The organism is Pseudomonas sp. SWRI154 (assembly GCF_014268645.1).
Classification (GTDB): Bacteria; Pseudomonadota; Gammaproteobacteria; order Pseudomonadales; family Pseudomonadaceae; genus Aquipseudomonas; species Aquipseudomonas marvdashtae.
In genome coordinates this window covers 268,158-291,032 of the sequence record NZ_JABWQW010000002.1, presented here as the reverse complement: position 1 = coordinate 291,032, position 22,875 = coordinate 268,158, and the positions used below count along the sequence as shown (strand labels likewise).

The following is a 22,875-nucleotide window of genomic DNA, read 5'->3' as shown; positions in this document are numbered from 1 at the left end:
AGGCTATGCAGCGGTTGTGCCAAGTGGCTCGGCACCCCGGATTTACTGGCTGAAGCCGGGGGAGGGTGAGGTGAAGGGGGATTTATTGCACCGAATCAAAGCGTGTTGCCCGGTAATGGAGCGCGGAAGGGCGAGCGAAAAAGTTTTTGTGGCGAGGGAGCTTGCTCCCGCTGGGCCGGTCCGACGCTTCGGGCGAAGCAGACCCAAAAAAACGGCGACCGCTGCGCGCTCGAGCGGGAGCAAGCTCCCTCGCCACGGTTATGAGTGAAACACCAAAAACAGCAGCACGACATTCACCACCAACGACCCCAGCGCCAACGTCCGCCAGACCTTCAGCGGTTCACGCTCCAGCAGGGGCCTGGGCCTTACGCTCAAGCTGCGACGCTCGCCTTGTTCCAGCAGCAATAACCATTCTTCGGCCGTTTCAAAGCGCTGGGCCGGATCAGCCGCCACCGCGCGATCCAGACTTAGCCCAAGCCATTCCGGCAGGTCGGGCCGATAACGATGGGCACTCACCGGCACGCCAAAGCGCGGACGTTGGAAGGCTTCGATTTCGCCGTAGGGATAATGCCCGGTAAGCAGGTAATACAGCGTCACGCCGACGGCGTACAAATCCTGCTGCGCCGTAGGCAATGTACCGCCGAACGCCTCCGGCGCAATGTAGCTAGGCGTGCCTGGAAGAACATTGGCCTGGTCTTCGGAGAGGCCCGGACAGTACGCCAGGCCGAAATCCAGCAAGCGCAATTCCCCGTCGTCGCCCAGGTGCAGGTTTTCCGGCTTGATGTCGCGGTGATAGATCTGCCGTCGATGCAGCAGGCCCACCGCCCGCACCAGCCGTTGCGCCAGGTCCAGCCATTGGGCCAGCGGCAGCGGCCCGCCCTGGTTGAACAGCTCGGCCAGGGTCGCGCCCGGATACTCGCGCATCACGTAATACAAATGCTGACGCTGGGGAACACCATGGACCTCGGGAAACTGCCGCCCGGCGACGCGCTTGAGAAACCATTCCTCCGAGAGCAACGCCTGACCGGCCCGGCTATCGTCCCGTAGCTGCACGGGCAAGGTTTTCAGCAGCCAGGGTTGGCCCTGGCCGTCGTGGACCCGGTAGAGCAACGATTGCTGGCTCTGGCCGAGCAGGCTTTCGATCTGCCAGCCCTCGAATACCTGGCCCGGTTTCAACGCAGGCGGCAGGGGCCATTGCTGCAATTGGATCAGCGCATCGCCGATGCTGGCTTCGCCCAAGGCATCGACGCGCACCAGCAGGGCACTGGCGTTGTCCTGGCTGCCGGCGAGGTGCGCGGCGTTGACCAAGGTCTGGGCTGCAAGATTCAGGTCCGGCTGGTCGCGAAGGATACCGGCAATGGCCGTATCCCCCAATACCGCCCAGACGCCGTCGCTGAGCAGCACGAAGGTTTCGTCGGTGCGCAATTCACCGTCGAGGAAGTCCAGGATCAGATGCTGATCCAAGCCCAGGGCACGCTTGAGCACATGCTGCATGCCCTGTTGTTCCCAGACATGGTCTTCGCTGACCCGTTGCAGATGATCGGCGTGCCAGCGATAGACCCGGCAATCGCCGACATGGGCGAGGGTAAAGCGCCGACCCCGCAGGACCAGCGCGCTGACGGTAGTGAGCAGCGGTTGCCCGCCACCGTTGGCCTGCAGCCAGCGATTTTGCGCCAGCAGCAGCCGGTCGAGCGCTTGGGCCACGCCCCAGGTCTGCGGCGTGGAATAGTAATCCAGGGCCAGGGCCTGCAAGGTCGAACGGGCGGCCAATCCGCCATCGGCGCACTGGCTCACGCCGTCGGCGATGGCGAACAGGTAACCCTTGCTGGCAGCCAGGGCCGGGGCCGGGGTGACCAGGCGCAGGGCGTCCTGGTTTTCCTCCCGAGGGCCGATGGCGCTGGCCTCGGCGAAACTCAATTGCAGGCTCATGGTTGCAGGTTATACCCGAGCCGCGGTAACAGCTGCCGAACCCCAAGTGGTTCTCCAGCGACGCTTGACGCCGTACAGGCCGAACCACGCCAGGACACCGAGGCTGGCGAACAACCACAGTGCCAGTTGATAGCTGCCGGTGCTCTGCTTGATCGCGCCCATGCCCGCCGCCAGGGCGAAGCCGCCGATGCCGCCGGCCATGCCGATCAGGCCGGTCATCACGCCGATCTCGCGGCGGAAGCGTTGTGGCACCAGTTGGAACACTGCGCCGTTGCCCGCACCCAAGCCGAGCATGGTGCAGACGAACAGGGCCAGCGCCGCATAGGAACTCGGCAGGTTGAAGCCGACCGCGGCGATGCAAACGGCCGCTACGGTGTACATGCCCAGCAAGGTGCGGATTCCGCCGAAACGGTCCGCCAGTGCGCCGCCCAATGGACGCATCAGGCTGCCACCAAACACGCAGGCGGCGGTGTAGTAGCCAGCGGTCACGGGGCTCAGGCCATATTGGTCGTTGAAGTAACCAGGCAGGGCGCTGGCCAGGCCGATGAAGCCGCCGAAGGTCACGCTGTAGAAGAACATGAACCACCAGCTGTCACGGTCGCCCAAGGCCTTGAGGTAGTCGGCCATGGATTTGGCTTTCGGCCGCTCCGGAGCGTTCTTCGCCAGCCAGGCAAAGAGCACCAGGGTGATCACCAGTGGGATCACCGCGAAGCCGAACACGTTGGTCCAGCCGAAGGCCACGGCCATGACCGGTGCGATCAACGCGGCGAGCACGGTGCCTGAGTTGCCCGCACCGGCGATGCCCATGGCCTTGCCCTGATGCTGCGGCGGATACCACTGGGACGCCAACGGCAGGGCGACGGCGAACGAAGCACCGGCGACACCCAGGAACAGGCCCAGCAGCAACGCTTGTTCGTAGCTGTGGATGCCCAGTTTCCAGGCGCAGAACAGCGCACCGATCACAATCACCTGGCCGACCATGCCGGCGGTCTTGGGTGAAATCCGGTCGGCCAGCAGGCCCATGAACAGGCGCAGCACGGCGCCGGCCAGGATCGGTGTCGCCACCATCAGGCCGCGCTGTTGGGTGGTCAGGTGCAGGTCGGCGGAGATCTGTACCGCCAGTGGGCCGAGCAGGTACCAGACCATGAAGCTCAGGTCGAAATAGAGGAAGGCCGCGAACAATGTCGGGGTGTGGCCGGATTTCCAGAAGCTTGAATTCATCGCGCACCTCAGCTGTAAAAGTCTCGAGAAATGAGTCAGTGCTTTGAGCAGTGCGCCGCCTGTGGTCGCACCACCGGTCCCGAAGGACCAAAACAAAAAAACGCCGCAACCCTGAGCGCCCGGAGGCGAAGAGGATGTGCGACGTCTTTGTCGTAGGTGGGGCAACCGCCGTTGGTTACCTGTGGAGTTGCTTAAGCGAGATCTGTGCCAACGGGGCCTGGCGCTACGACGATCAGCCGAGCAATTCATTCATTGCGATGATTTGCTCCGCCACCTGGACCAGCTTCTGCTGGCGGCTCATGGCCTGGCGGCGCATCAGGGTGTAGGCCTGTTCCTCGTTGCAGTCCTTCATCTTCATCAGCATGCCCTTGGCCTGTTCGATGCGTTTGCGTTCGGCCAGTTGCTGGTCCCGGGCCAGGAGCTGGGCGCGCAGGGCCTGGTCGCTTTCGAAGCGGGCCATGGCGACATCGAGGATCGGTTGCAGCCGCGCGGCATGGATGCCTTCGACGATGTAGGCGCTGACACCCGACTTGATTGCCTGACGCATCACATCCGGGTCGTGCTCGTCGGTAAACATGACGATCGGTCGTGGCTGGTCGCGACTGACCAGCACCACTTGTTCCATCACATCGCGGCCGGGTGACTCGGTATCGATCAAGATGACGTCCGGACGCACTGTTTCGACGCGCGCAGGCAGGTCGATGGTCAATCCGGATTCGTCGATCACTTCGAACCCGGCTTCAATCAAGGCAGCCTTGAGGCGGCCGACTTTTTTCGCAGTGTCGTTGATCAGCAGGATACGCAGCATGGTCGTGGCTCCTGTCAGCGGCTGGCGAGAAGGGGAGCCGCATCGCTCAAGGCGTGCAGTTTGAAGCTGCGGGCATACCCGGCCGGGTCGGAACCGTCCCAGGTGGTGCCGTCGATCAGTTGACTGCTGCGCATGTCTTGGCGCGGCGATGAAACCCCCAGCGCCTCGGCGGCCTCCCGATACAACCCGAGCTGCTGGACTTGCCGGGCCACGGCCAGGTAGTCCGGGTCTTCGCGCAACAGGCCCCAGCGGCGGAATTGAGTCATGAACCACATGCCGTCGGACAGGTAAGGCAGGTTGACCTCGCCGCCGCCATGAAAACGCATGGCGTGGGGATCTTGCCAACTGTTGCCCAGGCCGTCGGCGTAGATGCCCAGCAGTCGGGGTTCGATGCAGTCGAGCGGCGCGTCGAGGTATTCGGGGGCGCTCAACAATTGCGCGGTGCTGCGGCGGTTTTCAGTGCTTTGTTCGATGAAGCGGCTGGCTTCGAGGATTGCCATCACCAGCGCCCGGGCGGTATTGGGGTATTGCTCGACGAACGCACGGGTGCTGCCGAGGACTTTTTCCGGATGGTCGGGCCAGATGGTCTGGGTGGTCGCCAGGGTAAAGCCGAGGTTCTGCTTCACCGCGCTGGCGCACCAGGGCTCGCCGACGCAAAATCCGTCGATACGCCCGGCTTGCAGGTGCGCGATCATTTGTGGCGGCGGCACCACCACGCTGTCGACATCCGACAGTGGATGAATGCCCTGGGCGGCGAGCCAGTAGTAGAGCCACATGGCATGGGTGCCGGTGGGGAAGGTCTGGGCGAAGGTCAGTTTCGGGCGAGTTTGGTGCACGTGCTGTTCCAGTGCCTCAGGACTGGTCACGCCTTGGGCCTGGAGACCATGGGAGAGGTTGATGCTCTGGCCATTCTGGTTGAGTCCCATCAGCACGGCCATGTCCGTTGGGGCGACGCCGCCGATGCCCAGGTGCACGGCGTAGATCAGGCCGTAAAGGCTGTGGGCGGCATCGATTTCGCCGCTGACCAGCTTGTCCCGCAGGTTGGCCCAGGATGCCTGGCGCTTGAGGTTCAGGGTCAGGCCGTAGGGCTGGGCGAAACCCTGTGTCGCGGCGACGACCAGCGGGGCACAGTCGCTCAAGGCCATGAAGCCGAGATTGACCGCGCTCTTTTCCGGGGCATCGCTGCCATTGACCCAAGCCAGGGGCGTGGCTGGAATTTCATTCATCGGTATCACCTTCCACATCAAAAAAGCGCCGTGTCCTGGCCAAGAAGGCCGAACGACGACGCTGCTGTCCCTTGAAACAGTGCGACACTCATTCCGTCGTTGGCATGGGGCGCTGATGACCAAAAGGGTGCAAGGCATATGCCAGTGCCGTCGGATTGTGCGCACGCCTCGCTTGCGCCGCCGTTGCCCGGCTATAATCGCCGCCTCATTTCGTCGCCCGAGTCAAAGCCGCCCATGTACACCCTGGCCCGTGAACTGCTGTTCAAACTCTCCCCGGAAACTTCCCATGACCTGTCCCTGGACTTGATCGGCGCGGGCGGACGCCTGGGCCTCAATGGGCTGCTGTGCAAAGCCCCGGCAAAATTGCCGGTGACGGTCATGGGCCTGGAATTTCCCAACCCGGTCGGATTGGCGGCGGGCCTGGACAAGAACGGCGCGGCCATCGACGGCTTTGCGCAATTGGGTTTCGGCTTCGTTGAAATCGGCACCGTCACGCCGCGACCACAGCCGGGCAACCCCAAGCCACGGATCTTCCGTCTGCCGCAAGCCGAGGCGATCATCAACCGCATGGGCTTCAACAACCTGGGCGTCGATCATCTGCTGGCCCGTGTGGCCGCGGCCAAATACAAGGGCGTGCTGGGCATCAACATCGGCAAGAACTTCGACACGCCGGTGGAGCGCGCCGTCGACGACTACCTGATCTGTCTGGACAAGGTCTACGCCCACGCCAGCTACGTGACCGTCAACGTCAGCTCGCCCAACACACCGGGGCTGCGCAGCCTGCAATTCGGTGATTCCCTCAAGCAACTGCTGGCCGACCTGGCCCAACGTCGCGCGGAACTGGCCTTGACCCACGGCCGGCATGTGCCACTGGCGATCAAGATCGCCCCGGACATGACCGACGAGGAGACCACCCAGGTGGCCCAGGCCCTGATCGAGACGGGTATGGACGCGGTGATCGCCACCAACACGACCCTGGGCCGCGAAGGCGTCGAAGGGCTGGAACACGGTGACGAGGCGGGCGGTTTGTCTGGCGCGCCCGTGCGTGACAAGAGCACCCACACCGTGAAGGTGCTGGCCGCTGAATTGGCGGGGCGCTTGCCAATCATCGCGGCGGGGGGGATTACCGAAGGCAAGCATGCCGCCGAGAAGATCACCGCCGGGGCAAGCCTGGTGCAGATCTATTCGGGCTTTATCTACAAAGGGCCGGCGTTGATTCGTGAGTCGGTGGATGCGATTGCGGCGTTGGGTTGAACCGAAGGTTAGTTCTGCGCAGATCCATTGCCACAGGATGTGTGGTCTTTGAGATGTCCATTAAAAAGGGCTCCTGTAAAGGAGCCCCTTGGGCCGTAGCCCGCCGCCCGGATGGGGCGTGCGTGGTTAAATCGGTTTGGGTGTCAAATTGTCGAGTTGTTGAGTATTGAGCCCTGTGTCAGCCGACGGCGTGAAGTTCGTTGAGTCTGTGGATACCCGCAGTGCCGGTCATACCGTCCCAGTTGTCGCCGCGTCCTTCTCGCCAGCCGTTGATCCAGGCTTGACGTACTGACGGTAGAGTAAAGGGGCAAAGCTCACGGGATTTACCACCAACGCCATATTGGTAACCGCGTAAAAATGCTCTTTCCAACGGATCACGCTTAAGTCTTCTCATAGGGTGTTGCCCTCACTTGTTGACTGTTGCTTAGCGTCGACCTCAATCGAGGTCGGGGCAGAATCATTCTGCCGTTGGTGGCTCGTTGCCGGCGTGACGAGCCAAGGTGTCGGCGCCGTTTCGACGCCAACCTGTGGTGAGTTCTAACCAAAGCGTCACACGGATGGAATGATCGTTTTGTCATAAGCACGTAACAATAAAGATGCTAGTGCGATAAGTAACCTGATGTTCAGCACCCGCTTTTGCGCAAGACCCCTGTATGATCAGCCCTGCGCCGAAGGGCGGTCCCTGAGTTTGAATGAGAATGTCCCCCTGTTGCACTCAGGTACTATTCGACGAAAGGGACGCGTTTTCACAATTTGTTGCACAGAATTTTTTTTCTGCCTTCGCATCTAAGCTTTTTAAACCTGAGCGGCGGGGGCGGAACGGCACACGTTCGTGCCACGCGGGTGCTCTTGAGAAAAGCACCTGATTGAACCCGGCCCGGCAATGCGTTGCCCGGTCCACTTAGCCAAAGGCTCTGGAAATTCCCATGTCCGATCGTTTCGAACTCTTCCTCACCTGCCCCAAGGGCCTCGAAGGCCTGCTGATCGAGGAAGCCGTCGGGCTTGGCCTTGAAGAGGCGCGCGAGCACACCTCAGCCGTGCGCGGCATGGCCGACATGGAAACGGCCTATCGCCTGTGCCTGTGGTCACGCTTGGCCAACCGCGTGTTGCTGGTCCTCAAGCGCTTCCCGATGAAGGACGCCGAAGACCTGTACCACGGCGTGCTGGACGTCGATTGGCAAGATCATATGCTGGCCGATGGCACCCTGGCGGTAGAGTTCAGCGGACACGGCTCGGGCATCGACAACACTCACTTCGGCGCCTTGAAGGTCAAGGACGCCATCGTCGACAAGCTGCGCACGCCATCGGGCGAGCGGCCGTCCATCGACAAGCTCAACCCGGACCTGCGCATCCATCTGCGCCTGGATCGTGGGGAGGCAATTCTTTCCCTGGACCTCTCGGGCCACAGCCTGCACCAGCGCGGCTATCGACTGCAGCAGGGCGCCGCGCCACTGAAGGAAAACCTTGCCGCCGCGATCCTGATCCGCGCCGGCTGGCCGCGCATTGCCGCTGAAGGCGGGGCGCTGGCCGACCCGATGTGCGGTGTCGGCACGTTCCTGGTGGAAGCCGGCATGATCGCCGCCGACATGGCGCCGAACCTGCGTCGCCAGCAGTGGGGCTTTACCGCCTGGCTCGGCCACGTGCCGGCGCTGTGGAAGAAGCTTCATGAAGAGGCCACCGAACGCGCTACCGCCGGGCTGGCCAAGCCACCGTTGTGGATTCGCGGCTACGAAGCCGACCCACGGCTGATCCAGCCGGGCCGCAACAACGTCGAGCGCGCAGGCCTGAGCGAGTGGATCAAGATCTATCAGGGCGAAGTCGCCACCTTCGAACCCCGTCCGGACCAGAACCAGAAAGGCCTGGTGATCTGCAACCCGCCGTACGGCGAGCGCCTGGGCGACGAAGCCAGCCTGCTTTACCTCTACCAGAACCTTGGCGAGCGCCTGCGCCAGGCCTGTCTGAACTGGGAGGCGGCGGTGTTCACCGGCGCCCCCGACCTGGGCAAGCGCATGGGCATTCGCAGCCACAAGCAGTATTCGTTCTGGAACGGCGCCTTGCCGTGCAAACTGCTGCTGATCAAAGTGCTGCCGGACCAGTTCGTCACCGGCGAGCGCCGTACCCCAGAACAGCGCCAGGCCGAGCGTGAGCAGGCCGCCTACGATCAAACCCCTGAAGTACCCCAAGAGCGCCAGTACAACAAGAACGGCAACCCGATCAAGCCAACGCCTCCCCCGACTCCCGTGGTCGAGCAGGCGCGCCTGAGCGAAGGCGGGCAGATGTTCGCCAATCGCCTGCAAAAGAATCTCAAGCAACTGAGCAAGTGGGCCAAGCGTGAAGGCGTCGACTGCTACCGGGTCTACGATGCGGATATGCCGGAATACTCCATGGCGATCGACCTGTACCACGATTGGGTGCACGTCCAGGAATACGTCGCGCCGAAGTCCATCGATCCGGAAAAGGCCTCGGCCCGATTGTTCGATGCCCTGGCGGCCATTCCCCAAGCCTTGAATGTCGATAAGAACCGCGTCGTCATCAAGCGCCGCGAGCGTCAGAGCGGCACCAAGCAGTACGAGCGCCAGAGTGCCCAGGGCAAATTCACCGAGGTCAACGAAGGCGGCGTAAAGCTGTTGGTCAACCTGACCGACTACCTGGACACCGGGCTGTTTCTCGACCATCGGCCGATGCGCCTGCGGATCCAGGAAGAAGCGGCCGGCAAGCGCTTCCTGAACTTGTTCTGCTACACCGCGACCGCCAGCGTCCACGCCGCCAAGGGTGGTGCTCGGAACACCACCAGTGTCGACCTGTCGAAAACCTACCTGGACTGGGCTCGACGCAACCTGTCGCTCAACGGTTTTTCCGACAAGAACCGCCTGGAACAGGGTGACGTCATGGCGTGGCTGGAAGCCAGTCGCGACGAGTACGACCTGATCTTCATCGATCCGCCGACCTTCTCCAACTCCAAGCGCATGGAAGGCGTGTTCGACGTGCAGCGCGACCACGTCCAGCTGCTTGACCTGGCCATGGCGCGCCTGGCGCCGGGAGGCGTGCTGTATTTCTCCAACAACTTCCGCAAGTTCCAGCTCGAGGACAACCTGGGCGAGCGTTACGCAGTTGAAGAAATCACTGCCAAGACCATCGATCCGGATTTTGCCCGCAACAGCAAGATCCACCGCGCATGGAAGATCATGGCGCGCTGATGTTCGGCTGATTGGATCCACGCAGGCCTTGAAACTCAAGGCTCTTGGATCGTTTGGGGGCTAGCTAAAGTGGTGGCAGATAGCTATAACTGAGGGTGTGACCGGGGCTGTACACAAGACCGGTCCTTTCTGAGTTATGTGTATGGCATTACATCAGGTGCGTCCCAGGATCCTGGGCTTTATCAGCGAAGATGTTTCAGCATGGCTCGTGGCTGCAGTGGTCCTGATGGTGGGCTCGCTGCTGACCGGACTGCTGGCCTGGGGTACGCTGAGCCAGTTCAATCGCCAGTTGCGCCAGCGCTTTGAACTGTTGGTCGAGGAGCGCTACAGCCGCCTCGAAGAACGTTTCCAGGATCAGGAACAACGCCTCGACAGCCTGAGGCGCTTCTTCGCCAACTCCGCTGGGGTTTCCCGCACCGAGTTCCACGGCTACACCGAAGCGCTGTTGCGGCGCACCCGGGCTTTCGCCTGGGCGCCTCGGGTGCAGCGAGGTGAGCGCCAAGCGTTTGAACAACGAGCGCGGGCCGAAGTGTCGAGCACGTTTACTGTTCGTGAGCGGGACGAGGCCGGGGTCCTGCGCGAGTCCGCCGAACGGGACGAATACGTGCCGGTGCTGTACGTCCAGAGCCAGCCATCCTATGGCGCGCCGCTGGGCTTGGATTTGCTGTCGCATCCTCTGCGCCGCGTCACGCTCGAACGGGCCCGCCAGCGTAACGCCTTGGTGGTTTCCGAGCCGATCGACCTGATAGGCGTCGATCCGGCCTTTTCCCGGGGTGTCATGTTGGCAGCGCCCGTCCTCGGCCCATCGGCCAGCGAGCCGTTCGGTTACGTGGTAGCGGCCATCAGCATGCGCCAGTTGGTCGCCGATGGCCTGCCGGAGGCTGACGATGACAACCTGTCGATGCGTGTGCTTGACGCCGCCCACGGCGATCCTCCAGAAGTCCTGTTCGAAACCTCGAACCGTCCGGGCAAAAGCGATTTGTCGGCAGCGCGGCCGTTGCGCCTCGGCGACCATGACTTTCGCGTAGAGCTGCGGCCCAGTCGTCTGTTCCTGTCGAGCAATCACTCCAGCGTGGTGAGCCTGACGGTGCTGGGCGGACTGCTCAGCCTGATGCTCAGCGCCTTGCTCTACACGTTGGTCAGCCAGCGGCAGCGGGCCCTGGCGTTGGTGGACCAGCGCACCCGCGAACTGCATGCCCGGGAATCGGAATTACGTGGCACTCACGGCCAATTGAAGGGCGTGCTCGATGCCGCGACCCAAGTCGCGATCATCGCCACCGACCTGCGGGGCATCATCACCACGTTCAACGCCGGCGCCGAGCAGATGCTCGGTTACCAGAGCTGCGACGTTTTGCAAAGCATGACCTTGGAAGGCCTCCACGTTCCCCGCGAATTGCAGGAGCGGTCCGCACAGTTGGCGGCCCGTTTCGGCAAACCGATCCCCACGTGCCATGCGATGCTGCTCGAGGGCGGCGAGCAGGGCGGCCAACAGGCGCGGGAATGGACTCTGGTGCGCCGCGACGGCAGCCACTTGACGGTCAACATGCTGGCCACGCCAGTGCTCGACGACCAAGGGCTTTGGGTCGGGCACCTGGCGATCTGCATCGACGTTACCGAACGCAAGCGTGTCCATGAGGCATTGGCCGCGCGGGATATGTTGCTGAAGAAGCTCAGCGCCCACGTTCCCGGCGGCATCTACCAATTCAAAATGGATTTCAACGGCGGATTCAGCGTGATCTACGCCAGCGATGGCATTCGCGACATCTACGAACTGGAACCTGATGTGCTGGTGCGAAACGCCGAAGCGATTTTCTCGCGAATCCATTCGTTGGACAGCGCACGGGTGCGCGCTTCCATCCGCATTTCGGCCGATACCCTGAGCCCTTGGCGTGAAGAGTACCGGGTGCTACTGCCACAGCGCGGCTTGCGCTGGGTGCGCGGCGAGGCAACACCCGAACAGTTGCCCGGCGGCGGGGTGTTGTGGCACGGCTATGTTTCGGATATTTCCGACCTCAAGCGCGTGGAGGAAGAGTTGCGGGCGCTGTCCGTGACCGATGCCTTGACCGGTATTCGCAACCGACGTTATTTCCAGGAGCGCCTGACCTCGGAGATGGTCCGGGTCGAGCGCGGTTCCGGAGAACTCACGGTCATCATGCTCGACATCGATCACTTCAAGCGCGTCAACGATCAGTATGGCCATGCGGTGGGTGATCGGGTGCTGCAAGCGGTCTGCCAGCGAATCATCCAGCGACTGCGCCGCACCGATGTGTTCTGTCGCTTGGGCGGGGAAGAATTCGTGGTGCTGTGCCCCGACACGGACGCCGAAAGCGCCTATACCCTGGCGCTGGGATTATGGGACGGCCTTCGCGCGGCGCCGATCGACGGCGTGGGGGTGATCACCGCCAGTTTCGGCATTGCCAGCTGGCGCGCCGGCGAAGGCGCCGATGCGCTGCTGTTGCGGGCCGACTCCGGAGTGTACGCGGCGAAGCAGGCTGGACGGGATCGAGTCGAGGCGCAGCTGGGTAGCCATTAGCCTGGATAAAGTCGATTACGGTGGGAGTGAGCAAGCCCGCTCCCAGCTTGATTTTAAGCGATCAGAGCACCGAAGCCGTCTGCGGCAGTTTCGGCTGGCGGTACAGGTCCAGCAGCACCTGGTCCAAAACCGATGAAGCGCCCCAGGGTTTCGGATCGTTGAGGATCGCGACCACTGCCCAGGTATTGCCGTTGATGTCGCGGCTGTAGCCGGCGATGGCGCGGACGGTGTTCAGCGTGCCCGTCTTGACGTGGGCTTCGCCGGCCATGGCGGTGGTCTTCAAGCGTTTGCGCATGGTGCCGTCGGTGCCGGCAATCGGCATCGAACTGATGAACTCCGCCGAATATGGGCTGCGCCAGGCGGCTTGGAGCATCGCCGCCATTTCCCGGGCGCTGACCCGTTCCGCGCGGGACAGGCCCGAGCCATTTTCCATCACCAGGTGCGGCGCGGTAATGCCTTTCTTGGCCAGCCACTGGCGCACCACCCGTTGCGCAGCCTTGGCGTCGTCACCGTCGGCCTCGTTGCGAAATTGCGCGCCCAGGCTCAGGAACAACTGCTGGGCCATGGTGTTGTTACTGTATTTGTTGATGTCGCGGATGATCTCCGCCAGGTCCGGAGAAAATGCCCGGGCCAGCAGCTTGGCGCTACTCGGGGTCGCGGCCAGGCGGTCCTTGCCTTGGATGCTGCCGCCCAACTCTTTCCAGATCGCCCGCACGGCGCCAGCGGTGTAGGTGGCATGGTCGAGCAACGAGAGGTAGGTCTGGGAGCTGCAGCCCTCGCCGAGTTGACCGCTGACGGTCACCGTCATGCTGCCGTCCGCCTGGGGCACCGGGTTGTAGCGCACGCCGCCGGTGCATTGTTTGGAATTGGCGGCCTTGACCACGTTTTCGATACGAATACTGGCGATTGGCGGCTCGACCGAGACCAGTACCCGGCCACCGTCGTTGCGGGCGACGAAGCGCAGCGCCTTGAGGTTGACCAGCAGCGAATCGGGCTTGACCAGGAAGGGTTTGTTTTCGTCATTGCCGTCGTCGTTGAACTCGGGCAACTGCGGTTGGATGAAAAAGCTGCGGTCCAGCACCAGGTCGCCGGTAATTTGCTGCACGCCGTTGGCCCGCAGGTCGCGCATCAGCAGCCAGAGCTTTTCCATGTTCAGCTTGGGATCGCCGCCGCCCTTGAGGTACAGGTTGCCGTTGAGGATCCCGCCGCTGAGGGTGCCGTCGGTATAGAACTCGGTCTTCCATTGATGATTGGGGCCGAGCATCTCCAGGGCGGCGTAAGTTGTCACCAGTTTCATGGTGGATGCCGGATTTACCGAGACATCGGCGTTGTACAACGTCGGGGTGCCCGGGCCGTTGAGCGGCACCAGCACCAGTGACAAGGCGTTGTCTTGCAGTTTGCTGTTCTTGAGGGCCTTTTGCACATTGGGCGAAAGGGCGGTGTTGATGGTGGCAGCGTGGGTATTAACGGGAAGGGCCAAAGGAAAAAGAAGACTGGCCAGAAGCAGTGGGCGCAAAGATTTGATCATTTGAAATAAAACCCTACAGGCGAGGGGAAAAAGACGAGGACATGGAAATGAACGCCCTCAACGGTCATGAAAGTGTCGGCATTATGCCCCAAGGCGCAACGGCTTGTGCCGTGCCCAAGCCCATCGAAGCGGTATTTTTTTACCGACGGTAGACGGACATGTCCGATGAGTCGGGCAAACGATGCACCAAACTGGTAAAGTGCCGGCCGTTATTACTTATGAGGATTGCTCCAATGGCGACTAACCGTTCCCAGCGTCTGCGCAAAAAACTGTGCGTGGATGAATTTCAAGAGCTGGGTTTCGAACTGAACCTGGATTTCAAAGAAGATCTGGCCGATGAGGCTATTGACGCTTTCCTCGACGCTTTCTTGAAGGAGGCCATGGAAGCCAACGGCCTTGGCTACGTCGGCGGCGACGACTACGGTCTGGTTTGCCTGCAGAAGCGTGGCTCGGTGACCGAAGAGCAGCGCGCAGCCGTTGAGGCTTGGCTCAAGGCGCGTCCTGAGCTGACCAGCGTTGAAGTCAGCCCGTTGCTGGACGTCTGGTACCCGGAAAAGCCGATCAATCAGAAATAAGCTGCAAGCTGCAAGCTTCAAGCCGCAAGTCTCAGTGCTTGAAGCTTGAAGCTTGAAGCTTGAAGCTCATTTATTCCAATTCAGTACCAACAGCGTCAACACCCCCGCCACAATCCCCCAGAACGCCGAACCGATGGAAGACAGCGTCAGCCCCGACGCCGTGACCATGAAGGTAATCAGCGCCGCCTCGCGCTCTTTCGTTTCGCTCATGGCGATGGTCAGACCATTGATGATCGATCCGAACAGTGCCAGGGCCGCGATCGAAAGCACCAGTTCCTTGGGCAGCGCGGCGAACAGCGCCGCCAGTGTCGCGCCGAACACCCCGGCGATCCCGTAGAAAATCCCGCACCAGACCGCCGCCGTGTAGCGCTTGTCGCGATCTTCGTGGGCGTGTGGCCCGGTGCAGATCGCTGCGCTGATGGCCGCCAGGTTGATCCCGTGGGAACCGAACGGTGCCAGCAGCAGCGAGGCGATGCCGGTGCTGGTGATCAAAGGCGATGCCGGCACGTTGTAGCCGTCGGCGCGCAGCACGGCGATGCCAGGCATGTTCTGCGAGGTCATCGCCACCACAAACAGCGGAATGCCGATGCTGATGGTCGCTGCCAGGGAAAACTGCGGCGTGGTCCAGACAGGCGTGGCGACTTCAAGGGCGAAACTGTTGAAATCCAACAGCCCCAGGAGACCCGACAGCGCGGTGCCGACCAGCAACGCCGCGAGCACCGCATAGCGTGGAGACAGGCGCTTGACGATCAGGTAGGTAAAAAACATGCCTAGCACCAGGCCGGTGCGATGCTGGGCGGCGACGAAGATTTCGCTGCCGATCTTGAACAGAATGCCGGCTAGCAACGCCGCCGCCAGCGAGGCCGGAATGCGCTTGACCAGGCGTTCGAAGCTGCCGGTCAGGCCACAGATCGTCACCAGGATCGCGCAGGTGATATAAGCACCGATTGCCTCGCCATAGCCCACACCGCCCAGGCTGGTAATCAGCAGTGCCGCGCCCGGCGTCGACCAGGCGATGGTAATCGGCGTGCGATAGCGCAGCGACAGTCCGATGGAACATATCGCCATGCCGATGGAAATTGCCCAGATCCACGAGGAAATCTGCCCGTTGGTCAGCCCCGCCGCCTGGCCGGCCTGGAACATCAGCACCAGGGAACTGGTATAGCCGGTCATCATGGCGATGAACCCGGCAACGATGGCCGAGGGCGACGTATCGGCCAATGGACGAAGTGGCGTGGTCGTGACTTCGGTCATGGTGGGCGGTGGTCCTTGTTGTAGATTGACTGGCCTCGAGGGCCCCGTGTTTCGGGTTTAAGCCTAAACTCAAGACAGTTGCCGATTGCGATACAGCCATGCCCGCAAACAGCCGTACAGTCGTGTTGCCATCAGAGGTTGTGTACAATCGCCGTGTTTTTTACGCAATACTTGCCAGCGACCCGCTGTGCCGTATTACAGTCACGGTTAAATCGCCGCAGTTCTCCCGACTCGAGTGCCCATGAACGAACAGTTGCAGCCCCTCAAGAAACAACCGCGAGCAGGCAAAGCCGGCCGCAGCGGAACCCAGGACGATATTGTCTATGCGCATATTTTCGAGGCCATCCTCGAACAGCGCCTGGCGCCCGGCACAAAATTGAGTGAAGAGGCGCTGGGGGAGATTTTCGGGGTCAGCCGCACCATCATTCGCCGTGCACTGTCACGCCTGGCCCACGAAGGCGTGGTGTTGTTGCGACCCAACCGCGGCGCGGTGGTGGCCAGCCCGAGTGTCGAAGAGGCACGCCAGGTGTTCTTTGCCCGGCGCATGGTGGAGAAGGCGATCACCGAACTGGCGGTGCAGCACGCCACCGCCGAGCAGCTTGCCGAGCTGCGGCAGATGGTCAGCGACGAGCGCGACAGCTTTTCCCGCGGCGACCGCGGCGCCGGCATCCGCTTGTCGGGCGAATTCCACCTCAAGCTGGCCGAGGCGGCAAGAAATGCGCCGTTGATCAGCTTCCAGCGCAGCCTGGTTTCCCAGACTTCATTGATCATCGCCCAGTACGAGAGTGGCAATCGTTCCCACTGTTCCTATGACGAACATACCCAGTTGATCGATGCCATCGAAGCTCGCGACGCCGCCCTGGCAGTGAACTTGATGATGCATCACATGGACCACATCGACAGCAAGCTCAACCTCGACGAAGAAAGCGCGTCGGATGACTTGCATGCGGTGTTCTCGCATTTGCTGCAAAGCAAGAAGCCGGGGCGTTCGACGGCCAAGCTGTAACCCCGACTCGGATCGTTCCCACGCTCTGCGTGGGAATGCCTCAACGGACGCTCCGCGTTCGGCTCTTGGGACGCGGAGCGTCCCGGGCTGCGTTCCCACGCAGAGCGTGGGAACGATCAATAACCCCTAGCGCTGATGCACCAAGTTGCCGGCCGCATAAGTCCGCGCCACCGTCCGGTCATCCCCCAGCGTCATCAAGACAAACAACCGCTCGGCAATGTCCTTGGCCTGCTTCAGGCGATAGCTCGACAACGGCGTGGCGTTGTAGTCCAGCACCAGGAAATCCGCATCGGTGCCCGGTTGCAAGGTGCCGATATTGTTTTCCAGGCGCAAGGCCCGGGCGCCGCCGAGCGTGGCCAGGTACAACGACTTGAATGGGCTCAGTCGCGCGCCTTGCAGTTGCATCACTTTGTAGGCTTCGTTCAGGGTTTGCAGCAGTGAAAAACTGGTGCCGCCGCCCACGTCTGTGCCCAAGCCGACATTCACCTTGTGCTTCTCGGCCATTGGCAGGTTGAACAGGCCGCTGCCCAGGAACAGGTTCGAGGTCGGGCAGAACGCGATGGCCGAACCGGTCTGCGCCAGTCGCGCGCATTCGTCGTCGCACAAATGTACGCCGTGGGCGAACACCGAGCGCTCGCCAAGCAATTGGTAGTGGTCGTAGACGTCCAGGTAGCCTTTGCGCTCAGGAAACAGCTCCTTGACCCATTGCACTTCCTGCAGGTTTTCACTGATGTGAGTCTGCATATACAAATCCGGATACTCGCTGAGCAATTGGCCCGCCAAGGTCAACTGCTCGGGCGTGCTGGTCGGCGCGAAACGCGGGGTCACGGCGTAATGCAGGCGGCCCTTGCCGTGCCAGCGTTCGATCAGCGCCTTGCTCTCGGTGTAGCTGGATTCGGCGGTATCGACGAGATAGTCCGGGGCGTTGCGGTCCATCATGACCTTGCCGGCGATCATCCGCAGGTCGAGCTTCTCGGCGACCTCGAAAAACGCGTTCACCGACTGCGGGTGCACACTGCCGAATACCAAGGCGGTGGTGGTGCCGTTGCGCAGCAGTTCCTTGACGAAAATATCCGCCACGGCGTCGGCATGGGCCTGGTCGGCGAACTGGCTTTCACACGGGAAGGTGTAGGTGTTGAGCCAGTCCAGCAGTTGCTCGCCATAGGCGCCCACCATGCCGGTCTGCGGAAGATGAATATGGGTGTCGATGAAACCGGGTGTTATCAGTGCGTCTTGGTAATGCGTGATTTCGATGTCCGCCGCCAGGGTAGGCAGCAGGTCGCTGGCGTGGCCGATGGCGCTGATCTGGCCGTTTTCTACCACCAACAGACCGTCTTCGAAATATTCATAAGACGCCTCGATTCCCACTTCGGCCGGGTCGGCGAGGCTGTGGAGCAGGGCGGCACGGTAGGCTTTGCGTGTCAGGGGCATGGAAGTTTCTCGATAATGAATCAACGCTGGCTGCGGCGTGAAACCGGCAGCAACTTGGCAATCGGTTCGGCGCGCACGGTGTGCTGACCGAAATTGGCGTTATAGGTGGCGATGATTTCGCCGGCGATGGAGATGGCTATTTCCACAGGCAGCTTGCCTTTGACTTCGCCGATGCCCATCGGGCAACGCATGCGTTGCAGGGTGCCGCTGTCGAAGCCGCGGTCGCGCAGGCGATGCTCGAACTTGACCCGCTTGGTCTTCGAACCGATCAGGCCGAAGTAGGCGAAGTCGTTGCGCTTGAGGATCGCGGCGCTCAGTTCCAGGTCGAGCTGATGATTGTGGGTCATGACGATGCAGTAGCTGCCGGCGGGCAATTCGTCGACTTCATCCAGCGGCTCGTCGGTGACGATCTTGCGTACGCCGTGGGGCAGGTGCTCGGGGAACTCCGCTTGCCGTGAGTCGATCCAGCGCACCCGGCATGGCAGGCTCGCCAGCAACGGTACCAGGGCGCGACCGACGTGGCCGGCGCCGAACACGGCGATCTGCGCCTGTACCTGGCCCATCGGTTCGAACAGCAGCACGGTGACGCCGCCGCAGCATTGACCCAGGCTGGCACCGAGGCTGAAGCGTTGCAGATGGGTGTTTTGTTGCCCGCTGGCAAGCATCTGCCTGGCGAGCTCCATGGCTTTGTATTCCAAGTGCCCACCGCCAATGGTATCGAATGCCTGGTTGGCGCTGATGACCATCTTCGAACCAGCGTTGCGCGGCGTGGAGCCGAGTTCTTCGATGATCGTCACCAACACGCAGGGTTCGCCACGGTCTTGCAGGTCGGCGAGGGCGCTGATCCAGTTGTACATGTTCACCTCGATTGCTCGTTCCCACGCTCTGCGTGGGAATGCATCTTTGGACGCTCTGCGTCCGCTCTTCAAAGCGAAGCCGCTTCGGCCTCAGCTTCCTCGGCACTGACAACCTTCAACCCGCGCATCTGCTCACACCCCCACAACACCCGCTCCGGTGTCGCCGGGGCGTCGATTTTCGGCTGATGCCTGTAGTCGCCAAGGCTCGCCACGGCGTCCTTGATGGCGCACCACGCGGCGATGCCGAGCATGAACGGCGGCTCGCCCACGGCTTTGGAGTGGAACACTGTGTCTTCAGGGTTCTTGCGGTTTTCCACCAACTTGACCCGCAGGTCCAGCGGCATGTCGGCCGCCGCCGGGATCTTGTAGCTGGCCGGGCCATTGGTCATCAACTTGCCCTTGTCGTTCCACACCAGCTCTTCCATGGTCAGCCAGCCCATGCCTTGGATAAAGCCGCCTTCGACTTGGCCGATGTCGATGGCCGGGTTCAGCGAGGCACCGACGTCGTGGAGGATGTCGGTGCGCAGCATCTTGTACTCACCCGTGAGCGTGTCGACGATGACCTCGGCACACGCCGCGCCATAGGCGTAGTAGTAGAACGGCCGGCCACGGGCCTGGCTGCGGTCGTAGTAGATTTTCGGGGTCTTGTAGAAACCGGTGCTCGACAGTGAGACCTGGGCGAAATACGCCTGCTGCACCAGCGCCTCGAAGCTCAGGATGTGATCGCGAACCCGCACATGACCATTATGGAATTCGACATCTTCTTCGCTGACCTTGTACTGCCGCGCGGCGAACGCCACCAGACGTTGCTTGATGGTTTCAGCAGCGTTTTGCGCGGCCTTGCCGTTCAGGTCGGCGCCGCTGGAGGCAGCGGTGGGCGAGGTGTTCGGCACTTTGTCGGTATTGGTCGCGGTGATCTGCACGCGGTCCATTTCCACCTGGAACACTTCGGCCACCACTTGGGCGACCTTGGTGTTGAGCCCTTGGCCCATTTCCGTGCCGCCATGGTTCAGGTGGATGCTGCCGTCGGTGTAGACGTGAATCAGCGCCCCGGCCTGGTTGAGGAAGCTGGCGGTGAACGAAATGCCGAATTTCACCGGCGTCAGCGCCAGGCCTTTTTTCAGGATTGGGCTGACTGCGTTGTAGTGGCGGATCGCTTCGCGGCGCTCGGCGTACTGGCTGCTCTGCTCAAGCTCGGCGGTCATTTCCTCGAGCATGTTGTGCTCGACGGTCTGGTAGTAATGCGTGACGTTGCGCTCGGCCTTGCCGTAGTAGTTTGCCTTGCGCACGTCCAGCGGATCGAGCCCCAGGTGCCGCGCGATTGCATCCATCACTTCTTCGATGGCGACCATGCCTTGCGGTCCGCCGAAACCCCGATAGGCGGTGTTCGACGCGGTGTTGGTCTTGCAGCGATGGCCGTTGATGGTCGCGTCGCCCAGGTAATAGGCGTTGTCGGCATGGAACATCGCCCGATCGACAATCGACGCCGACAGGTCCGGCGAGCAACCGCAGTTGCCGGCCAGCTCCAAGGCGATGCCGTGCAGTCGTCCGCGGCTGTCGAAACCCACGTCATATTCGATATAGAAGGGGTGACGCTTGCCGGTCATCAGCATGTCTTCGACACGGGGCAGGCGCATCTTGGTCGGCTGGCCGGTGATGTATGCGATGACGGCGCACAGGCACGCCGGGCTGGCGGCCTGGGTTTCCTTGCCGCCAAAGCCGCCGCCCATGCGACGCATGTCCACCACGACTTTGTTCATCGACACGCCGAGCACTTCGGCCACTAGTTTCTGTACTTCGGTCGGGTTCTGGGTCGAGCAGTAGACGATCATCCCGCCGTCTTCAGTGGGCATCACCGAGGAGATCTGGGTTTCCAGGTAAAAGTGTTCCTGGCCGCCGATGTGCAGCGAGCCCTGGATGCGGTGCTCGGCGTTCGCCAGTGCGGTGGCCGAATCGCCGCGCTGGTGGGTGTGACTGTCGAGTACAAAATGCCGTTTGCGCAGCGCTTCGACTACATCGAGCACCGGTTCCAAGTCTTCGTATTCGATGATCGCGGCCATGGCGGCCTTGCGTGCCGTCTCAAGATCCTTGGCGGCCACGGCCAGTACCGGTTGACCGACGAACTGCACATCATCGATCGCCAGCAGCGGGTCACCGGGCAACAGCGGGCCGATGTCCTTCAGGCCTGGAATGTCTGCATGGGTGATGGCGATGCGCACGCCTTCGAAGGCGTAGCAAGGCGCGGTGTCGATGCTGAGGATTCGCGCGTGGGCGCGGTCCGAAAGCCGGGCATACACGTGCAACTGGTTGGGAAATTCCAGGCGATCATCGATGTACTGGGCTTCGCCGGACACGTGCTTGGCGGCGCTGTCGTGCTTGACGCTGCGACCCACGCCGGTCGTGAGGTCACGGGCGAACAGTTCGGCCAGTTCGGCTTGGGTCTTCTCTACGGCGTGATGGTTAGACATAAGCGGTCACCCGAGTCGCGATGTGCGGCGTTTGCAGTTCGATGAAGAATTTGCGCAACAGGTTCTGGGCGCTGAGCTGGCGGTATTCCTTGCTGGCGCGGAAGTCCGACAGCGGCGTGAAATCCTCGGCCAGGGCGATGCAGGCGCGTTCGACGGTGCTGTTTTTCCACGGCGCGCCGATCAGGACGGCCTCGCAATGCTTGGCGCGCTTGGGGGTGGCGGCCATGCCGCCGAAGGCGACGCGAGCGTCCCGGACCACACCGTTTTCGATGCGCAGGTTGAACGCCGCGCAGACTGCGGAAATATCATCGTCCAGGCGTTTGGAAACCTTGTAGGCGCGAAACGCCTGCTCGGCGCTGGCCCGGGGCACGATGATCTTCTCGATGAATTCGCTTTCCTGGCGCGCGGTGACCCGGTAGTCGATGAAGTAGTCCTCCAGGGCCAGGGTGCGGCGGACCTGGCCCTTGCACAGCACGATCTGCGCACCGAGGGCGATCAGCAGGGGCGGTGAGTCGCCAATCGGCGAGGCGTTGCCAATGTTGCCACCCAGGGTGCCCTGATTGCGGATCTGCAACGAGGCGAAGCGTTGCAGCAGTTCGCCGAAGTCCGGGTATTCGGCCTTCAGCGCCTCGTAGCAATCCGAGAGCGCGGTGGCGGCGCCGATTTCCAGACGGTCATCGAAATGCTCGATGCGCTTGAGTTCGGCAACGTTGCCCACGTAGATCATCACCGGCAGGGTGCGGTGGAACTGGGTGACTTCCAAGGCCAGGTCGGTGCCACCGGCCAGCAGGCGCGCTTGTGGATAGGCGTCGTAGAGATCGGCCAGGTCGGCCACGGTCAGTGGCACCAGGCAACGCTTGTCGCCGCTGTTGAGTTCGCCGGTTTCGGTCGGAGCGATGGCTTTGAGGCGCGAAATGGTCTCGGCCTCGCCGGCGTCGAACTGGTCTGGCTGTTTAGCGCAGCAGGCTTGGTCGGCGGCGGCCAGGATCGGCCGATAGCCCGTGCAGCGGCACAGGTTGCCCGCGAGGGCTTCATGGGCTTTGTGGGCGTCGGGTTGCTCGCTGTTTTTCTGCAGGGCGAACAACGACATGACGAAGCCCGGCGTGCAGAAACCGCACTGCGAGCCGTGGCAATCGACCATCGCCTGTTGGACGCTGTGCAGTTGGCCCTTGTGCTTGAGATCCTCGACGCTGATCAGTTGCTTGCCGTGCAGCGACGAGACAAAGGTCAGGCAAGAATTGAGGCTGCGGTAGCGAATGCGTTCGCGACCGCTTTGGTCCGTGTCCAATTCGCCCACTACCACCGTGCAGGCACCGCAGTCGCCGCTGGCGCAGCCTTCCTTGGTGCCGGATTTGCCGACGTGCTCACGCAGATAGTTGAGCACGGTCAGGTTCGGGTCCAGGGCATGCTCGCTACGGAGTTCCTGGTTGAGTAAAAACTGGATCACGGAAGGCCTCGCAGATTCATTATTGTTGTATCGACGTGGGCCGAATTTAGCAGGTCTGACTTTTCGGTCAATGATTTTCTGACTTAAAGGTCAGAAAATCAGCTGCAGGCCACAAGCTACGAGCTGCAAGTCAAAAGCTTG

At 62.0% G+C, this 22,875-nt stretch carries 16 protein-coding genes; 5 read left to right on the top strand and 11 right to left on the bottom strand.

The annotated features are described in order from the left end of the window. Positions 1–258: 258 nt before the first annotated feature. The 4 genes from HU806_RS03305 to HU806_RS03290 form a co-directional block, all read right to left on the bottom strand. Complete coding sequence (locus tag HU806_RS03305) at positions 259–1,929, bottom strand: bifunctional protein-serine/threonine kinase/phosphatase (RefSeq protein ID WP_186609883.1); 1,671 nt, start codon at positions 1,927–1,929, stop codon at positions 259–261. Between the two features lie 9 nt (positions 1,930–1,938). Beyond that, positions 1,939–3,150 (bottom strand): nitrate/nitrite transporter, encoded by a 1,212-nt coding sequence (locus HU806_RS03300; protein ID WP_186609882.1) that lies wholly within the window; start codon positions 3,148–3,150, stop codon positions 1,939–1,941. 232 nt (positions 3,151–3,382) lie between these two features. After that, positions 3,383–3,958: an ANTAR domain-containing response regulator gene (locus HU806_RS03295; RefSeq protein WP_186609881.1), complete on the bottom strand. Its 576-nt coding sequence runs from the start codon at positions 3,956–3,958 to the stop codon at positions 3,383–3,385. A gap of 14 nt (positions 3,959–3,972) precedes the next feature. Then, positions 3,973–5,184, bottom strand: coding sequence for a CmpA/NrtA family ABC transporter substrate-binding protein (locus HU806_RS03290; RefSeq protein WP_186609880.1), 1,212 nt, complete (start codon positions 5,182–5,184; stop codon positions 3,973–3,975). 234 nt (positions 5,185–5,418) lie between these two features. Between HU806_RS03290 and HU806_RS03285 the strand changes: the two genes are divergently transcribed. Further along, entirely contained in the window at positions 5,419–6,438 is a 1,020-nt protein-coding gene (locus HU806_RS03285) for a quinone-dependent dihydroorotate dehydrogenase (protein ID WP_186609879.1), read from the top strand. Positions 6,439–6,616: 178 nt separating this feature from the next. Here HU806_RS03285 and rmf read toward each other — a convergent pair whose 3' ends face one another. Continuing rightward, the gene (gene rmf, locus HU806_RS03280) at positions 6,617–6,832 is read right to left on the bottom strand and encodes a ribosome modulation factor (RefSeq protein WP_003223300.1); all 216 of its coding nucleotides are present in this window, start codon (positions 6,830–6,832) and stop codon (positions 6,617–6,619) included. A 532-nt stretch (positions 6,833–7,364) separates the two neighbouring features. Between rmf and rlmKL the strand changes: the two genes are divergently transcribed. Together rlmKL and HU806_RS03270 are read left to right on the top strand one after the other, a co-directional pair. Continuing rightward, positions 7,365–9,635 (top strand): bifunctional 23S rRNA (guanine(2069)-N(7))-methyltransferase RlmK/23S rRNA (guanine(2445)-N(2))-methyltransferase RlmL, encoded by a 2,271-nt coding sequence (gene rlmKL, locus HU806_RS03275; RefSeq protein ID WP_186609878.1) that lies wholly within the window; start codon positions 7,365–7,367, stop codon positions 9,633–9,635. 142 nt (positions 9,636–9,777) lie between these two features. Beyond that, entirely contained in the window at positions 9,778–12,168 is a 2,391-nt protein-coding gene (locus HU806_RS03270; RefSeq protein WP_186609877.1) for a sensor domain-containing diguanylate cyclase, read from the top strand. Positions 12,169–12,229: 61 nt separating this feature from the next. Here HU806_RS03270 and dacB read toward each other — a convergent pair whose 3' ends face one another. Further along, the gene (gene dacB / locus HU806_RS03265) at positions 12,230–13,696 is read right to left on the bottom strand and encodes a D-alanyl-D-alanine carboxypeptidase/D-alanyl-D-alanine endopeptidase (protein WP_186609876.1); all 1,467 of its coding nucleotides are present in this window, start codon (positions 13,694–13,696) and stop codon (positions 12,230–12,232) included. A gap of 233 nt (positions 13,697–13,929) precedes the next feature. Here dacB and HU806_RS03260 point away from each other — a divergent pair, with 233 nt between their 5' ends. Then, complete coding sequence (locus tag HU806_RS03260; RefSeq protein WP_186609875.1) at positions 13,930–14,271, top strand: YggL family protein; 342 nt, start codon at positions 13,930–13,932, stop codon at positions 14,269–14,271. Positions 14,272–14,337: 66 nt separating this feature from the next. On the opposite strand, the gene HU806_RS03255 is transcribed toward HU806_RS03260, so the two are convergent. Continuing rightward, positions 14,338–15,525, bottom strand: a complete 1,188-nt coding sequence (locus HU806_RS03255) for a benzoate/H(+) symporter BenE family transporter (protein ID WP_186609874.1) — start codon at positions 15,523–15,525, stop codon at positions 14,338–14,340. Between the two features lie 241 nt (positions 15,526–15,766). Here HU806_RS03255 and HU806_RS03250 point away from each other — a divergent pair, with 241 nt between their 5' ends. Further along, the gene (locus HU806_RS03250) at positions 15,767–16,531 is read left to right on the top strand and encodes a GntR family transcriptional regulator (RefSeq protein ID WP_186609873.1); all 765 of its coding nucleotides are present in this window, start codon (positions 15,767–15,769) and stop codon (positions 16,529–16,531) included. A gap of 126 nt (positions 16,532–16,657) precedes the next feature. On the opposite strand, the gene guaD is transcribed toward HU806_RS03250, so the two are convergent. From guaD to xdhA, 4 genes are all read right to left on the bottom strand, one after another. Beyond that, positions 16,658–17,962 carry a guanine deaminase gene (guaD, locus tag HU806_RS03245; RefSeq protein ID WP_186609872.1) on the bottom strand — a complete coding sequence of 435 codons (1,305 nt, stop codon included), beginning with the start codon at positions 17,960–17,962 and terminating at the stop codon, positions 16,658–16,660. Positions 17,963–17,982: 20 nt separating this feature from the next. Continuing rightward, a complete protein-coding gene (gene xdhC / locus HU806_RS03240) occupies positions 17,983–18,819 on the bottom strand; it encodes a xanthine dehydrogenase accessory protein XdhC (RefSeq protein ID WP_186609871.1) in 837 nt (278 codons plus the stop codon). Between the two features lie 68 nt (positions 18,820–18,887). Next, complete coding sequence (gene xdhB / locus HU806_RS03235) at positions 18,888–21,287, bottom strand: xanthine dehydrogenase molybdopterin binding subunit (RefSeq protein ID WP_186609870.1); 2,400 nt, start codon at positions 21,285–21,287, stop codon at positions 18,888–18,890. Continuing rightward, entirely contained in the window at positions 21,280–22,734 is a 1,455-nt protein-coding gene (gene xdhA, locus HU806_RS03230) for a xanthine dehydrogenase small subunit (RefSeq protein WP_186609869.1), read from the bottom strand. The genes xdhB and xdhA overlap by 8 nt, the downstream gene beginning before the upstream one ends. Positions 22,735–22,875: the final 141 nt, after the last annotated feature.

Coding starts and splice junctions, on each gene's coding strand:
- rmf (WP_003223300.1), bottom strand. CDS start 6,832: ATGAGAAGACTTAAGCGTGATCCGTTGGAAAGAGCATTTTTACGCGGT.
- HU806_RS03270 (WP_186609877.1), top strand. CDS start 9,778: ATGGCATTACATCAGGTGCGTCCCAGGATCCTGGGCTTTATCAGCGAA.
- HU806_RS03255 (WP_186609874.1), bottom strand. CDS start 15,525: ATGACCGAAGTCACGACCACGCCACTTCGTCCATTGGCCGATACGTCG.
- xdhB (WP_186609870.1), bottom strand. CDS start 21,287: ATGTCTAACCATCACGCCGTAGAGAAGACCCAAGCCGAACTGGCCGAA.
- HU806_RS03250 (WP_186609873.1), top strand. CDS start 15,767: ATGAACGAACAGTTGCAGCCCCTCAAGAAACAACCGCGAGCAGGCAAA.
- HU806_RS03300 (WP_186609882.1), bottom strand. CDS start 3,150: ATGAATTCAAGCTTCTGGAAATCCGGCCACACCCCGACATTGTTCGCG.
- rlmKL (WP_186609878.1), top strand. CDS start 7,365: ATGTCCGATCGTTTCGAACTCTTCCTCACCTGCCCCAAGGGCCTCGAA.
- guaD (WP_186609872.1), bottom strand. CDS start 17,962: ATGCCCCTGACACGCAAAGCCTACCGTGCCGCCCTGCTCCACAGCCTC.
- HU806_RS03290 (WP_186609880.1), bottom strand. CDS start 5,184: ATGAATGAAATTCCAGCCACGCCCCTGGCTTGGGTCAATGGCAGCGAT.
- dacB (WP_186609876.1), bottom strand. CDS start 13,696: ATGATCAAATCTTTGCGCCCACTGCTTCTGGCCAGTCTTCTTTTTCCT.
- xdhC (WP_186609871.1), bottom strand. CDS start 18,819: ATGTACAACTGGATCAGCGCCCTCGCCGACCTGCAAGACCGTGGCGAA.
- HU806_RS03285 (WP_186609879.1), top strand. CDS start 5,419: ATGTACACCCTGGCCCGTGAACTGCTGTTCAAACTCTCCCCGGAAACT.
- HU806_RS03305 (WP_186609883.1), bottom strand. CDS start 1,929: ATGAGCCTGCAATTGAGTTTCGCCGAGGCCAGCGCCATCGGCCCTCGG.
- HU806_RS03295 (WP_186609881.1), bottom strand. CDS start 3,958: ATGCTGCGTATCCTGCTGATCAACGACACTGCGAAAAAAGTCGGCCGC.
- HU806_RS03260 (WP_186609875.1), top strand. CDS start 13,930: ATGGCGACTAACCGTTCCCAGCGTCTGCGCAAAAAACTGTGCGTGGAT.